The organism is Thalassotalea sp. Sam97 (assembly GCF_041379765.1).
Taxonomy (GTDB): domain Bacteria; phylum Pseudomonadota; class Gammaproteobacteria; order Enterobacterales; family Alteromonadaceae; genus Thalassotalea_A; species Thalassotalea_A maritima.
Map to the genome: position 1 here is coordinate 1,359,596 of NZ_CP166919.1, position 13,529 is coordinate 1,373,124.

Sequence of the window (13,529 nt, forward strand, 5' to 3'; positions counted from 1 at the left end):
GTCTAGGGTATAAATTAATGTGCTTGTGAGCACCTTTATGGTAGTTTGCTTGAATAGACTTACATGGATTTAACATAACTGAATGTGGGTTTTTATTGACCTATGAGACAGTTACCCGAGATTAATATAATAAAAAGCAGGATTTTAGATGATTTCAGTTGAACATCTTAGCAAACGCTTTGATAGTAAAAAAACGGATAAAAAAAATAACCACAAGCGGGATGAGGTTCGTGATCCCCGTGAACAAGGCAAGGTTTTTAAAGCACTTGACGATGTCAGCTTTCATTGTGAAAAAGGCCAGGTACTTGGTTTGTTGGGTCCCAATGGGGCGGGTAAAACGACCACCTTACGAATTTTATCAACGGCACTAAAACCAGACTCAGGCCAGGTAGTGGTTAATGGTATCGATGTGTTAAAAAAGCCTATGATAGCTAAGCAAAAGATAGGCTTTTTAACGGGTAAAACGGGCTTGTATGGTCGCTTAACCGGTAGAGAGAATATTGAATTTTTTGCTCGTTTACACGGCGTTTCTAAGCAGTTTCTCGCCCAAGATGCGGAAGCGATATATGAAACGCTGGGTATCACTGCGTATCTAGATCGGCGCGTCGAGCAATTATCTACCGGGATGCAACAAAAAGTATCGATTGCAAGAGCTGTCATCCACCAACCCGAGGTATTGGTGTTAGATGAGCCGACCACAGGGCTAGATATTATGGCGACTGAAACCATCATTGAATTTGTCCAATTTATGCGTAGCCAAGGCACCGCTGTGATATTCTCAACACATCACTTAGATGAAGTCGAGTTATTAGCTGATCGAGTCTCGGTTATTGCTCAAGGCAAGACCTGTTTTGACGGCAGCGTTGATGAATTTCGCGCTCATGCATCACCATCTCATCATGACTTACGCAGTGCGTTTATGAACGTTTTACAGGGAGTGCAATAATCATGTGGCAAGTATTTATCAAAGAGCTCGTTGAGTTACTGCGAGACAAAAAAACGTTGTTTTTTATCATTGCCTTACCCCTGTTCATCTTTCCGGTGATCTTCGCATTAATGGGCTTTCTAAGCGCAAAAGTAGCGATAAGTGAACATGAAAAGGTGGTCCGTTATGTGATTGTCAATAAACATGCGGTCAATGACTTCGCAGAATCGTTGTTTTATCACAGCGATTTTAAAGAGGTCGAAGCAAGTCTAACCAATGAACAAGATTACAAAGATGCCATCAAGAATGATCAATTAGACTTGGTTATTGTTTTTAATGATGAGTTTGCTAAAAACATAGCGTCAGGTAAACAGTCCACTTGGCAGATATACCTTAATGGCTCAAAAGTCATTGGAGGTGCGCGTGGCAAGCTTGAAGAGGTTTTAGCTGAATATGTTGACTCATTGCAGCGAACCCAGTTTGAGGAGCTAGGACAAACAGACGCACAGTTCTTGGCGTTTAAAAAGCCGATAGTTTTACAAGAAATCGATACAGCGGAACAACGTGAAAGTGTCGGTGAGAAACTCGGCGGTTTAATTCCATATTTGTTGATCCCATTGTGTCTTACCGGCGCAATGTATCCGGCAATTGATGTCGGTGCTGGTGAAAAAGAGCGCGGTACCATTGAAACACTGCTGTTGACCCCCGTGTCGCGATATCATCTAGTACTTGGTAAGTTCTTATGTATTCTCACGACGGCAATAATGACGGCGATGATCACCATGCTCTCTATGGTGTTGTGGACTTTTTTATTTGGACAAATACTGTCGGTTGAACAAATATCGCAGGTGTTAGGATCGGTGGGGGCGTTTGAGTATTTAATGGTGGTGCTACTGTTACTCCCAGTTTGTGCAATATTCTCCGCGCTATTATTGGCAATATCGATTTATGCGAGCAGTTATAAAGAAGCACAAAACTACATGGGACCCCTCACGATTATCGGTATTTTACCAGTAATTGTTGGCATGATGCCCGGCATGAAGCTTGATGCTACGTGGGCGTTGGTACCTATCTCGAATGTTGCACTGGCGATAAAAGAATTATTTAAAGGCACTTTGGATATGGCGTATTTATTTCCAATATTTGCTTCAACCGGTATTATTGCGCTGATTTCTATCGTATTTTGTGTGCATTGGTTTAACCGAGAAAGCGTTTTGTTTCGTTAAAAAGAGGCAGGGTATTGCCGGTGTTAACTCAGCGATGAGTATCACGGTAAGATGATGAGTTCTATTATCCCTGCTAACGAGACCCGCAAAATATTGCCTTTTAACCCTTGATTAAGACAATATCTTTGCTAAAACCATAACAAATCAAAAAAAAGTCAGAAAAAAAGCACTCTGCCCCTATATAAGCGATAATTTTTGTGTAAAATTATCGCTTTTCTATTTATGTCTTTTCGCCAGTGGTTTTAATGCAACGGCTGGCTTGTTACTCGCGATGTGTATCGCCCGAGGAGAATATGAATTTAGACGACATTATCTTGCAGGCTGAGCAAGCGGTTGCCGCTGCTAACGATCCTGCCGCCCTAGATCAGGTTAGGGTTGAATTTTTAGGTAAAAAGGGCTTACTTACTGAGCAGCTAAAAGGTTTAGGTAAACTGAGCGCTGAAGAAAGACCAAAAGCAGGCCAGGCGATCAACGTAGCCAAGCAACAAGTTCAAAAAATGATTTTTACACGTGGTGAACTGCTGCGTGAAGAGCAAATTAAAGCCAAGTTATCGAGTGAAGCGATTGATGTCACTTTACCAGGTAATACCATGGACGTGGGAGGCTTGCACCCAGTAACTAAAACCATCGAACGTATCGAAACTTTTTTTGGTGAGCTAGGTTTTAGTGTTGCTAACGGTCCTGAAATTGAAGATGACTTTCATAATTTTGATGCGTTAAACATTCCAGCGCACCATCCTGCGCGAGCGGATCATGATACCTTCTACTTTAATCCGAAGTTAGTATTGCGTACCCAAACTTCAGGGGTACAGATCCGTACTATGGAAACTGAGAAGCCACCATTGCGTATTATTTCGCCTGGTCGTGTATACCGCAATGATTACGATCAAACCCATACGCCAATGTTCCATCAAGTGGAAGGGCTTATGGTTGATAAAAACGTTAGCTTTACTCATCTAAAAGGTATTTTGCACGACTTCTTGCATAACTTTTTTGAAGAAGATTTGGAAATTCGCTTCCGTCCATCGTACTTCCCATTCACTGAACCATCAGCGGAAGTTGATGTGAAAGGTAAAAACGGTAAATGGTTAGAAGTACTGGGTTGCGGTATGGTACACCCGAACGTGTTGCGCAGTGTTGGTATTGATCCTGAAGAGTACACTGGCTTTGCCTTTGGTATGGGTGTTGAGCGATTAAGCATGTTGCGTTACGGCGTAACCGACTTACGTTCATTCTTTGAAAACGATCTTCGTTTCTTAAAACAATTCAAGTAGGATTTTCGCAGCATGAAATTTAGTGAATCTTGGTTAAGAGAGTGGGTTAATCCTGCGATTTCTTCTGAAGAATTAGCACATCAAATCACCATGGCGGGTCTTGAAGTAGACTCCGTTGACCCTGTCGCAGGCGAGTTTAGCAACGTTGTTGTTGGTGAAGTTGTAGAGTGTGAACAACACCCTGATGCAGACAAACTGCAAGTAACCAAAGTGAATGTCGGTGATGAGATTGTTGACATTGTCTGTGGTGCCAAAAATTGTCGTTTAGGTTTAAAGGTCGCGGTTGCTAAAGTGGGTGCGGTACTTCCGGGTAACTTCAAGATAAAAAAAGCAAAACTGCGTGGCGTACCATCGCACGGTATGTTGTGTAGTGAGTCAGAGTTAGGTTTAGCTGAAAGTGCAGACGGTATCATTGAATTACCACAAGACGCACCAGTAGGTACCTGTATTCGTGAGTACCTAGATTTAGATGATGTCACCATTGATGTTGACTTAACAGCCAACCGTGGTGATTGTCTAGGTATTAAAGGTTTAGCACGCGAAGTGGGTGTATTAAACTCATTGGCAGTGACAGAAGTTGATATTGCTGAAAGTCCGGTAACTATCGATGATACGGTTACTGTCGACATCGTCGCTGGTGAAGCATGCCCTCGTTATTTAGCGCGTGTTATTAAAGGTATCGATTTGTCAGCAGCAACCCCACTATGGATGGTTGAAAAGCTGCGCCGTTGTGGTATCCGTTCAATTGATGCGGTAGTTGATGTCACCAACTACGTATTGCTTGAGCTTGGTCATCCAATGCATGCCTTTGATTTGACGAGCATTGACGGTGGTATTAAGGTGCGCTACGCAGAGCAAGGTGAAAAGCTTACCTTGTTAGACGGTAATGAAGCGACATTAAACAGCGAAACATTGGTTATTGCCGATCAGCAAAAAGCACTAGCGATGGCGGGCATCTTTGGCGGCGAGAAGTCGGGCGTTACGGCACAAAGCCAAGACATTTTATTGGAAAGTGCCTTCTTTGCACCGTTAGCTATTTTAGGCAAAGCGCGTCAGTATGGCTTACACACCGATGCATCACATCGTTACGAGCGTGGTGTTGATCCACAATTGCAACGCCATGCTATGGAACGTGCAACCAGCTTGTTACTTGATATTGTTGGCGGTCAGGCAGGCCCGATCGTTGAAGCGGTAAGTGAAGCGCACATTCCAGCAGCCCGTAAAGTTAGTTTACGTCGTGATAAGTTAGATTCACGTATTGGTATACATATCGAAACTGACGTTGTTACAGAGATTTTGACCCGTTTAGGTTTGTCTGTGAGCTACAGCGATGGTGTTTGGAACACTGAAGTACCAGCGTACCGTTTTGATATTTCAATTGAAGAAGACTTAACCGAAGAAGTGGCTCGTGTATTTGGCTACGATAACATTCCAAATGTATCGCCAACGGCATCGTTAAAAATGCGCGATCACAAAGAAGCGGACCTAACGATTGCTACATTTCGCAATGCATTAATTAACCGTGGTTACCAAGAAGCGATCACCTACTCATTTGTAGACCCGAAAGTGCAAGAGCTATTGCACCCAGGTGAAGAAGTGATGACCTTACCACACCCTATATCATCAGAGATGTCGGTAATGCGTTTAAGCTTGTTCACTGGCTTATTACAGTCGGTGGTTTACAACCAAAACCGCCAACAGTCTCGCGTGCGTTTATTTGAGGCAGGTTTACGATTTGTACCTGACGCGGCGGCCGAAAATGGTGTTCGTCAAGAAGCCATGTTAGGTGGTGTGATCAGTGGCCTTAAGTTTGGTGAGCACTGGAATTTAGACAAGGCAAACGTTGACTTCTTTGATTCCAAAGGTGATGTTGAGGCGTTATTAGCGTTAACTGGTTTTGGCAAAGAATATGTATTTAAACCAGCCGATATTCCTGCATTACATCCAGGCCAAACAGCAGCGATTTATCGCAACGATAACTTAGTTGGTTACGTTGGTGCGGTGCATCCAGAGCTGGAGCGTAAGCTTGGCCTTAATGGTCGCACGTTGGTGTTTGAATTGCTGCAATCAGAGATTTTGATGCAGAAAATTTCAACGGCTAGCAGTATTTCTAAGTTCCCTGCAAACCGCCGTGACATCGCTGTTATCGTTAAAAATGAAGTTAATGCCGAAGATGTATTACAACTTATTGAAAAGGTTGGCACAAATCACCTAGTTGACCTAGAATTATTTGATGTGTACCAAGGCAAGGGCATTGAGCCTGGTTTCAAGAGTTTAGCGATTGCGTTAACGTTGCAAGATAGCGAGCGTACTCTTGAAGATAAAGACATTCAAGACGTGGTAAGCGGGGTAGTCGAAGCCCTTAAGAGCGAATTTAACGCAACATTGAGAGACTAACGATATGGCGCTAACGAAAGCAGAAGTTGCAGAGCATCTTTACGAAGAAATCGGTCTGAGTAAGCGAGATGCGAAACAGTTGGTTGAAGATTTTTTCGAAGAAATCCGTAGCTGTCTGGAAGGTGGTGAGCAAGTTAAGTTATCAGGTTTTGGTAATTTTGATTTGCGCACTAAGAATGAGCGCCCGGGTCGCAATCCGAAAACAGGCGAAGACATTCCAATTTCTGCCCGAAAAGTCGTGACGTTTCGACCGGGGCAAAAGCTGAAAACACGCGTTGAACTTGCCAATCAAGATTAACTGCATCACAGCAGTATAACAGCATAGTCATCATTAATGAAAAACCAGTCCGTAGGACTGGTTTTTTGTTTTTAGCCATTGTGATTGGTGCCATGACTTGCTGCTACGCTTTTAACGGAGAGTCACGCCTTGAGGATACTGTCTGTTAATTGGCGTGATGGCCACAGTCAAAATGTAATGTGTCGTTAACCATCTTTCACTTTACGATAAAGTGCTCGACCGATCATGCGCGCTTTGGTCGGAAGTGGCATCCGCTTTAAATTGGTTTTAACAATGCCTTGGGTAAATGCCGTGGCCTTAGAGTAGTCGATATTAATATCAACAATGACGGGTTTGTTTTCGGCGGCGAGTTCTCGTGCTTGATAAATACCTTTGCCAATATCGTTATTAGTTTCTATGCGCACATATTCTGCACCTGTGGCGATGGCTAAGCCCTGCAATTTAGTCGGTGGTAATGTCGTGCAGGTTTTTCGATTGTAAGGTATTTGCTGTGCTTGCGATATCTGCGATAACTCACCATCGTTAAAGACACAAATAATACAACCGACATGGTTTTGACTGGCCATAGCCAACTCCATTGCTGTCATCATAAAAGCGCCGTCACCGACAATCGCGACGACTTCCCTGCTAGGGTAGGCCATCTTGGTCGCAATCGCCGCAGGTGTTGCATATCCCATACAATTGAAATCAGTTGGAGAAATAAAACCGTACGGCTGATGAATTGACATGAGTTCCGCAGTCAAAAAGGTATGGTTACCATCATCAACAACAATGTGCGCATCGTCATTTAATTGTTTACGCAATTCATCAAAATATAAGATTGGGTTAACTCTATTGTGACTGTCGTGTTGATACCAACAATCACGATACTGCTGCTTGAGCGTTGCTAATGTATGATGGATATTGCTTGCGTCGTTACGCTCTGTATAAGACTGTAACGCGATTAATAAAGCTTCCAGTACTTGTTTGCTATCGCCTTCAATAGTCAGTTCGGCAACGAAATTACGATTAAATACTTCTGGGTTTATATCAATATGAATGAGCTTTTCCGGTAACTTACCACCAAAACTTCCGGTAGCGATTTCTGCAAAGCGGGTACCAATGGCGAGTACACAGTCGGCGTGATCAAATACGTATTTTGCTGCAGGGGCAGCTGCGGGGCCAAAGCAAAAGCCGGCATGCAGTGGGTGTGCGGCACTGAATGCACTGATCCCCTGCAGGGTGGTGGTAACGGGGGCTGTTAGTTTTTCTGCAACGTATTGTAATTGCTTGTGTGTATGCACGGCACCCCATCCCGCAAAAATGGCTGGATTATCGGCTTCCATAAGCATTTGAGCCGCTTGCTCAAGCTTTTGCAATGTACGTTTACCAAGCGCTGGCGATATTGGTGCTTGATAATGAGGTAGGCTACTAATAGTGCCTTTATCGAGTTGTAAATTAACCGGTATTTCAACAAATACCGGACCAGGTTCGCCACTTTTTGCAATGTTATAAGCTTTATAAATAGTCTCGACAACCTCTTGGTGTGACTCGACTTTAAAGACAGCTTTAGTAAATCCTTGAACAAGCTTTTGTTGATCCAGTTGATGTAGTTGATATTCAAACTTAGAGTCACTACGAATACCGCCACTAATGACCAACATAGGAATACCATCTAGGTATGCTTCAGCAATCCCACTAGCAGCATGAGTAACGCCAGCGGCAGGTACAATGACCATGGTACCTATGGTGTTTGTTGTTCGACTTATTGCATCAGCCATAAATCCCGCATGGGCTTCGTGCATCACTAAGGTTGGGGTGATGGTCTGTGAATTATTCAATTCATCGTAAATTTCGGTATTGTGCACTCCCGGAATACCAAAGGTATGTGTGACGCCAATTTGTTCAAGTGCGTAACGAACTAACCACGCTGCTGTTTTCTTCATATTCTTATTTTTTCGATAACGAGCGTTCACCTAGGTAACGCATTTATTAAGTTACTGTAATTGCTACTTTAACGTGTTTGTGAGGTACAATACCAGATAATCTGCTTTGTGGCGGATTAATGACACAATCAGACTGAGTTATCTGTTAGCGACAGCTAAATCTTGAATAGGACATTGCACGTATATGAATAAAACCCCTGGACTTGGTGATACAAACGCATGTTTTACTGTGTATACACGCCACCGTCCGCCACTGGTGGTATATGAACAATTAACAAGCTTGCAACCACTTCGACAAGGTGAGGTGAAACAGATAGCCGATAATACATCTAACCATTGGCGCAAAGTGTTTAATGTTTATGCAAAGCTACTGTTTTCTATAGATAAAACTGGTTATACCAGTTGGCAGCAATTGCGTGATGAGATATTATTACAGGCAAGTAGTGGTCAAGCTTTACATTTTCTTGATAGCCATCACTGCGACTTTGCCACGGAGCCGGCTGGTGTTCACATTTTAATGGGTAAAACGTTTGCTTTAGATCTCTTAACGGAACAACAATTGAATCAGTACGTGTGGATAGAGAGTGACATCGCAATTAATCGTCAAGACAACATCATCATTAGCCCGTATTTTGACTATCGACAACTGAACAACGCGAAAATTGACGTAATTGCGCGCTTAGTTCAAGGTTTAGTGCGTTAATAACATAGATGGGGCTTATCAAAAACCATTAGCTATAGTCTATTTTGTTTTTAAGTTATTGATAGTTAAAACAAATAAATTTGATGTAAATCACCATTAATAAATGGATTTTTATCTATACTTAATCAGTAAATTATCTAACAAATACTAAGGGTTATTATGTCTGATAATGCCGTACTCGTCATTAATTGTGGCAGCTCGAGCTTAAAATTCTCCGTTATAAACCCCAGCGATGGTGAAGTTTTTGTTTCTGGTGTAGCCGAACGTTTGTTATCGGAACAAGCATTTATCAAAATCGCTTATCAAGGTGAAAAAAAACAAACCGCATTATCGTCGCCATTTGATCATCAAATAGCGGTTAACTTCATAGTTGATTTTCTCACTGAGCAACAGTTAGCCGATAAAGTGACAGCTGTTGGTCACCGAGTTGTGCACGGTGGTGAGGCCTATTCGGAACCGACCATTATCACAGGTGAGGTTAAAAACAGCATCGCTGAACTTGGTAAGCTGGCACCGTTACATAACCCTGTCAATTTAATTGGTGTTGAAGCAGCAGAGCAGGCATTTGCTAAGTTGCCGCAAGTGGCCGTATTTGACACCGCGTTTCATCAAACCATGCCGCCGAAGGCGTTTATCTATGGCCTACCATTTCATTTGTATAAGCAACATGGTATTCGCCGTTATGGTTTCCATGGTACCAGTCACTATTTTGTGTCAAAACAAGCCGCAGAGATGTTGGAAAAGCCTATTGAAGAAACCAGCGTTATCACCGCTCACTTAGGCAATGGCTGCAGTGTTTGTGCTATCGAGAATGGCAAAGCCGTTGATACCTCGATGGGATTAACCCCACTCGAAGGGGTGATTATGGGTACTCGCAGTGGTGATATCGACCCAGGTATCGTATTTCATTTGATTGAACAGTTACATTACAGCCCAGAGCAAGTGAATAACTTGCTGAATAAAGAAAGTGGTTTGCTCGGTATTTCGCAGATGTCGAACGATTGTCGCACAATTGAAGATGCGGTGATTGATGAAAATGACGCGCAAGCTAACCTAACCATGGATATATACTGTTACCGTATTGCCAAATCCATAGCCTCGTACATGGCCTCGCTTAGCCATTTCGATGCGTTGGTATTTACCGGCGGTATTGGTGAAAACTCAGACTTGGTGCGCTCGCGCGTCGTGCGTTCATTGAAACTCCTAAATCTAGAGTTGGATGAAGCCCAAAATACAGCGATTCGCTTTGGTAAACAAGGTACTATCTCTGCCTCAAGCAGTGTCCCGTGTCTGGTGATCCCGACCAATGAAGAGTTAGTGATAGCGACTCAAACTGCAGCCATCGTTGGCCAGGGTTAGGGGGAGTTTATGCCAAGACGAATTATGATAGCGCCATTAGGCTTTGGCGTTGGTTTAACCAGTACGGCGTTGGGTGTTTATCACAAGCTCCAGCAAATGGGCGTTGATGTTGGTTATTATAAACCGATAAGTCAGCCGACTCGCAATAAGCTACAAAGTAATACTTATGGTGCCCCCGAAGTTCATGATGATATTGTCAGCTCTATTCCTATCAGCATTGTTGAAGACAAGGTTGGTGACGGCAAATTAGATGTTGTATTGGAAGAGATTGTCGGTCACTGTGAAAGTATCGATAAAGAAATCATCATTATTGAGGCGATGATCCCAACCACTCGTCACGCTTATGCATCAAAAGTTAATGCAGAGGTTGCGCAAGCATTATCCGCCGATATCATCTTTGTCGCAACACCAGATAATGACACGCCAGAGCAATTTGAAGACCGATTAGAGCTCAGCTCGAAAACATTTGGTGGTTTGAATAACCATCGGGTTAAGGGCTGCATTATTAATAAAATTAATGCCCCCGATAAAGACGTTTATGGCTTGTTACCACGAGAGTCGGAATATGAAGCGAAAACCGATATCAGTGATTGGCAAAATCTGTCGATATTTAAACCTGGAAAATTTGAGCTGATCGGTTCGTTGCCGTGGGAAATTGACTTGGTTGCTCCTCGCGTTGTTGATATCAAAAATTACCTTAATGCAAAAGTTTTGCACGCTGGTGATATGGAGCACCGACGGATCCAGAGCATTAGCTTTTGTGCTCGTAGTGTCGCTAATTTGATGGGCCATTTGGAGCCTGGTCGTTTAATTGTTACCCCAGGCGACCGTACCGATATTATTATTGCCACGTGCTTATCAGCACTTAATGGTACCAAAGTGGGGGCTTTACTATTAACCAGTGGTTATACCCCTAATGAACAAGTTATGGCGTTATGTCAGCAGGCTTTTAAAGCCGGCTTGCCTATGCTGTCGGTAGAATGGGACACTTGGGAAACATCACGTCATTTACTTAGTTACAATCCTGAACTACCAGAAGAAGATTTGCAGCGTCAAGAGCATATCCGTAATTTCGTCGCTGAACGCTTAAACGGTAAGTGGCTTGAAAATTACATCGGTACCAAAGTGACCGGTAAATTATTATCGCCACCGGCGTTTAGGCATAAGTTGACGTCTCAAGCGAAGGCCGCCAATAAGCTTATAGTTTTGCCTGAAGGTAATGATATACGCACTATTAAAGCGGCGGCTATTTGTGCTGAACGCGGTATTGCTCGTTGTCAGTTACTGGGACAAAAAGATGAAATCCTCTTAATAGCCGAGCAACAAGGTATCACTTTACCACCAGGTGTTATCATTACCGAGCCAAAAAGTGTTGTTGAACATTACGTTGAACCATTATTAGCGCTACGTAAGCACAAGGGCATGACAGAGATAGTTGCTCGTGAAGAGCTCAAAGACACCGTTGTGCTGGCGACCATGATGCTGCAACTTGGTCAAGTTGATGGCTTGGTTTCTGGTGCAGTCAACACCACGGCAAATACCATACGTCCAGCGTTGCAACTGATTAAAACCGCTCCAGGTAACTCTTTAGTGTCATCGGTGTTCTTTATGCTGCTTCCTGATCAAGTGTTTGTCTATGGTGATTGTGCCATAAACCCTGATCCTAATGCTGAACAACTCGCCGATATCGCCATTCAATCGGCTGAATCAGCGATTCAATTTGGAATTGAGCCGCGAGTTGCAATGATCAGTTATTCAACGGGTAGCTCTGGTAGCGGTGTCGATGTTGAGAAAGTGGCACAAGCGACCAAACTAGCTCAACAAAAACGTCCAGACTTATTGATTGATGGTCCGCTACAGTATGATGCTGCGGTGATGGAAAATGTAGCCAAAAAGAAAGCGCCGAACTCAAAAGTTGCTGGTAAAGCGACAGTGTTTGTCTTTCCTGACTTGAACACGGGCAATACAACCTACAAGGCTGTGCAACGTAGCGCTGACTTGATCAGTATTGGCCCGATGTTACAAGGCCTAAATAAGCCTGTAAACGACCTATCTCGTGGTGCGTTGGTTGAAGATATCGTTTATACCATTGCATTAACGGCGATTCAGGCTGATCATTAATCAACGATTGAGAGTTATTAAAAAGCGATGCACTCGAGGGGGCATCGCTTTTTTTATGTATTATTCAACATCGTCACTGTTCAGCCTTTCTATACGTTGTGAATGAACTAAGCTAATTAGATAGTTAGGTATAGTGAGGAATCAATATGAAAACAAGAGCTGCGGTGGCATTTGCTGCCGGCCAACCACTTAGCGTTGTAGAGGTTGAACTGCAGGGCCCACAAGCAGGTGAAGTGCTAATAGAGTTAAAAGCAACCGGCGTTTGTCATACCGATGCGTTTACATTATCGGGTGACGATCCTGAAGGTGCCTTCCCGGCGATCTTAGGTCATGAAGGGGCTGGGGTCGTGGTTGACGTGGGCGCTGGGGTTACATCTGTAAAGCCTGGTGATCATGTGATTCCTTTGTATACCCCGGAGTGTCGTGAGTGTGACTTTTGTTTACACCCAAAAACGAACTTATGCCAAAAAATTAGAAGTACGCAAGGCCAAGGTCTGATGCCCGATGGTACCTCTCGTTTTTCGCTCGACGGTAAGCCTATTTTACATTATATGGGCTGCTCAACCTTTTCCAATTACACCGTGTTACCTGAAATAGCCGTTGCTAAAATTCGCGCCGATGCACCGTTTGATAAAGTGTGTTACATCGGCTGCGGGGTAACCACCGGGGTAGGGGCCGTCGCTTTTGACGCAAAAGTGGAGCCGGGTGCTAATGTGGTTGTTTTTGGCTTAGGTGGTATTGGTCTTAACGTTATCCAAGGCGCTAAAATGGTGGGTGCCAGTAAAATAATCGGTGTCGATATTAATGAAGACAAAGCGGCATTGGCAAAACAATTTGGTATGACCGGCTTTATAAACCCAAACAAGGTTGAGAATGTGGTCGATGCTATCATCGAAGCAACCGGCGGCGGCGCGGACTATTCGTTTGAATGCATTGGTAATGTTCAGGTCATGCGCCAAGCACTTGAATGCTGCCATAAAGGCTGGGGGGAATCGTGGATTATTGGCGTTGCTGGCGCAGGACAAGAAATTGCTACGAGACCGTTTCAGTTAGTTACTGGTCGCAGTTGGCGCGGTAGCGCATTTGGTGGTGCCAGAGGGCGCACCGATGTGCCGAAAATTGTTGATTGGTATATGGATGGAAAAATAAATATCGATGACTTGATCACCCATACCATGCCGCTTGATAACATTAATGAGGCATTTGATTTAATGCACCAGGGAAAATCGATTCGCTCTGTGATTTTATACGACCTATAACTCTCAGGGTTGCTAATCATATAGAGTAGCGTACCCAGTTTT

The 13,529-nt window shown here is 43.6% G+C and carries 10 protein-coding genes; 9 read left to right on the forward strand and 1 reads right to left on the reverse strand.

The genetic code is table 11. The features are described from left to right. Nucleotides 1-148 precede the first annotated feature (148 nt). The 5 genes from ACAX20_RS05990 (at nucleotide 149) to ihfA (ending at nucleotide 6,120) form a co-directional block, all read left to right on the forward strand. A complete protein-coding gene (locus ACAX20_RS05990; protein ID WP_371189245.1) occupies nucleotides 149-946 on the forward strand; it encodes an ABC transporter ATP-binding protein in 798 nt (265 codons plus the stop codon). A gap of 2 nt (nucleotides 947-948) precedes the next feature. Continuing rightward, complete coding sequence (locus tag ACAX20_RS05995) at nucleotides 949-2,151, forward strand: ABC transporter permease (protein WP_371189246.1); 1,203 nt, start codon at nucleotides 949-951, stop codon at nucleotides 2,149-2,151. 293 nt (nucleotides 2,152-2,444) lie between these two features. Further along, the gene (pheS, locus tag ACAX20_RS06000; RefSeq protein WP_371189247.1) at nucleotides 2,445-3,425 is read left to right on the forward strand and encodes a phenylalanine--tRNA ligase subunit alpha; all 981 of its coding nucleotides are present in this window, start codon (nucleotides 2,445-2,447) and stop codon (nucleotides 3,423-3,425) included. 12 nt (nucleotides 3,426-3,437) lie between these two features. Continuing rightward, nucleotides 3,438-5,822: a phenylalanine--tRNA ligase subunit beta gene (gene pheT / locus ACAX20_RS06005; RefSeq protein ID WP_371189248.1), complete on the forward strand. Its 2,385-nt coding sequence runs from the start codon at nucleotides 3,438-3,440 to the stop codon at nucleotides 5,820-5,822. Between the two features lie 4 nt (nucleotides 5,823-5,826). After that, nucleotides 5,827-6,120, forward strand: coding sequence for an integration host factor subunit alpha (ihfA, locus tag ACAX20_RS06010; protein WP_371189249.1), 294 nt, complete (start codon nucleotides 5,827-5,829; stop codon nucleotides 6,118-6,120). A gap of 185 nt (nucleotides 6,121-6,305) precedes the next feature. Here the strand turns inward: ihfA and ACAX20_RS06015 are convergent, their stop codons facing one another. Further along, nucleotides 6,306-8,045 (reverse strand): thiamine pyrophosphate-binding protein, encoded by a 1,740-nt coding sequence (locus ACAX20_RS06015; protein ID WP_371189250.1) that lies wholly within the window; start codon nucleotides 8,043-8,045, stop codon nucleotides 6,306-6,308. A 184-nt stretch (nucleotides 8,046-8,229) separates the two neighbouring features. On the opposite strand from ACAX20_RS06015, the gene ACAX20_RS06020 reads away from it, so the two are divergent. The 4 genes from ACAX20_RS06020 (at nucleotide 8,230) to ACAX20_RS06035 (ending at nucleotide 13,487) form a co-directional block, all read left to right on the forward strand. Continuing rightward, nucleotides 8,230-8,748 carry a DUF6942 family protein gene (locus tag ACAX20_RS06020; RefSeq protein WP_371189251.1) on the forward strand — a complete coding sequence of 173 codons (519 nt, stop codon included), beginning with the start codon at nucleotides 8,230-8,232 and terminating at the stop codon, nucleotides 8,746-8,748. A 159-nt stretch (nucleotides 8,749-8,907) separates the two neighbouring features. Then, nucleotides 8,908-10,107 carry an acetate kinase gene (locus ACAX20_RS06025; protein ID WP_371189252.1) on the forward strand — a complete coding sequence of 400 codons (1,200 nt, stop codon included), beginning with the start codon at nucleotides 8,908-8,910 and terminating at the stop codon, nucleotides 10,105-10,107. 9 nt (nucleotides 10,108-10,116) lie between these two features. Next, nucleotides 10,117-12,228, forward strand: a complete 2,112-nt coding sequence (gene pta, locus ACAX20_RS06030) for a phosphate acetyltransferase (protein ID WP_371189253.1) — start codon at nucleotides 10,117-10,119, stop codon at nucleotides 12,226-12,228. A gap of 146 nt (nucleotides 12,229-12,374) precedes the next feature. Next, nucleotides 12,375-13,487, forward strand: coding sequence for an S-(hydroxymethyl)glutathione dehydrogenase/class III alcohol dehydrogenase (locus ACAX20_RS06035; RefSeq protein ID WP_371189254.1), 1,113 nt, complete (start codon nucleotides 12,375-12,377; stop codon nucleotides 13,485-13,487). Nucleotides 13,488-13,529 lie beyond the last annotated feature (42 nt).

Excerpts from the sequence above, each read along its gene's own strand:
- ihfA (WP_371189249.1), top strand. The coding sequence starts at position 5,827 with ATGGCGCTAACGAAAGCAGAAGTTGCAGAGCATCTTTACGAAGAAATC.
- ACAX20_RS06020 (WP_371189251.1), top strand. The coding sequence starts at position 8,230 with ATGAATAAAACCCCTGGACTTGGTGATACAAACGCATGTTTTACTGTG.
- pheT (WP_371189248.1), top strand. The coding sequence starts at position 3,438 with ATGAAATTTAGTGAATCTTGGTTAAGAGAGTGGGTTAATCCTGCGATT.
- pta (WP_371189253.1), top strand. The coding sequence starts at position 10,117 with ATGCCAAGACGAATTATGATAGCGCCATTAGGCTTTGGCGTTGGTTTA.
- pheS (WP_371189247.1), top strand. The coding sequence starts at position 2,445 with ATGAATTTAGACGACATTATCTTGCAGGCTGAGCAAGCGGTTGCCGCT.
- ACAX20_RS05990 (WP_371189245.1), top strand. The coding sequence starts at position 149 with ATGATTTCAGTTGAACATCTTAGCAAACGCTTTGATAGTAAAAAAACG.
- ACAX20_RS05995 (WP_371189246.1), top strand. The coding sequence starts at position 949 with ATGTGGCAAGTATTTATCAAAGAGCTCGTTGAGTTACTGCGAGACAAA.
- ACAX20_RS06015 (WP_371189250.1), bottom strand. The coding sequence starts at position 8,045 with ATGAAGAAAACAGCAGCGTGGTTAGTTCGTTACGCACTTGAACAAATT.
- ACAX20_RS06025 (WP_371189252.1), top strand. The coding sequence starts at position 8,908 with ATGTCTGATAATGCCGTACTCGTCATTAATTGTGGCAGCTCGAGCTTA.
- ACAX20_RS06035 (WP_371189254.1), top strand. The coding sequence starts at position 12,375 with ATGAAAACAAGAGCTGCGGTGGCATTTGCTGCCGGCCAACCACTTAGC.